Source organism: Mesorhizobium sp. Arg314 (genome assembly GCF_053714275.1).
In genome coordinates this window covers 1-368 of sequence record NZ_JBSKBP010000284.1, presented here as the reverse complement: position 1 = coordinate 368, position 368 = coordinate 1, and the positions used below count along the sequence as shown (strand labels likewise).

General features: G+C 66.0%; 1 pseudogene. It reads right to left on the bottom strand.

The window, feature by feature from the left end:
- Window positions 1-368, bottom strand: a pseudogene (locus ACWGS9_RS35510) (glutamine--fructose-6-phosphate transaminase (isomerizing)); the annotation flags it as partial.

The window sequence follows — 368 nt, the reverse complement described above, 5'->3', positions numbered from 1 at the left end:
TCGTAGATGGTCACGCTTTCACGGCGCACCACCGCCCAGTCGCCGTCCTCGAGATAGGTGATCGAGTTGGTGAAGGGTGCCAGCGCGATCGCGTCGGAGCCGAGATACATCTCGCCCTCGCCATGGCCGACGGCCAAGGGCGGACCGTTGCGGGCGCCGACGATCAGGTCCTCGTCGCCCTTGAACATGATCGCCAGCGCAAACGCTCCCGAAAGGCGCTTCAGCGCCGCATGCGCTGCTTCCACGGGCTTCAGGCCCTTGGCCAGCTCGCGCGCCACAAGGTGCGCGACGACCTCGGTGTCGGTCTGCGAGGCGAAGATGTAGCCGTCGCGGGTGAGTTCGTCGCGCAGCTCGGCGAAATTCTCGAT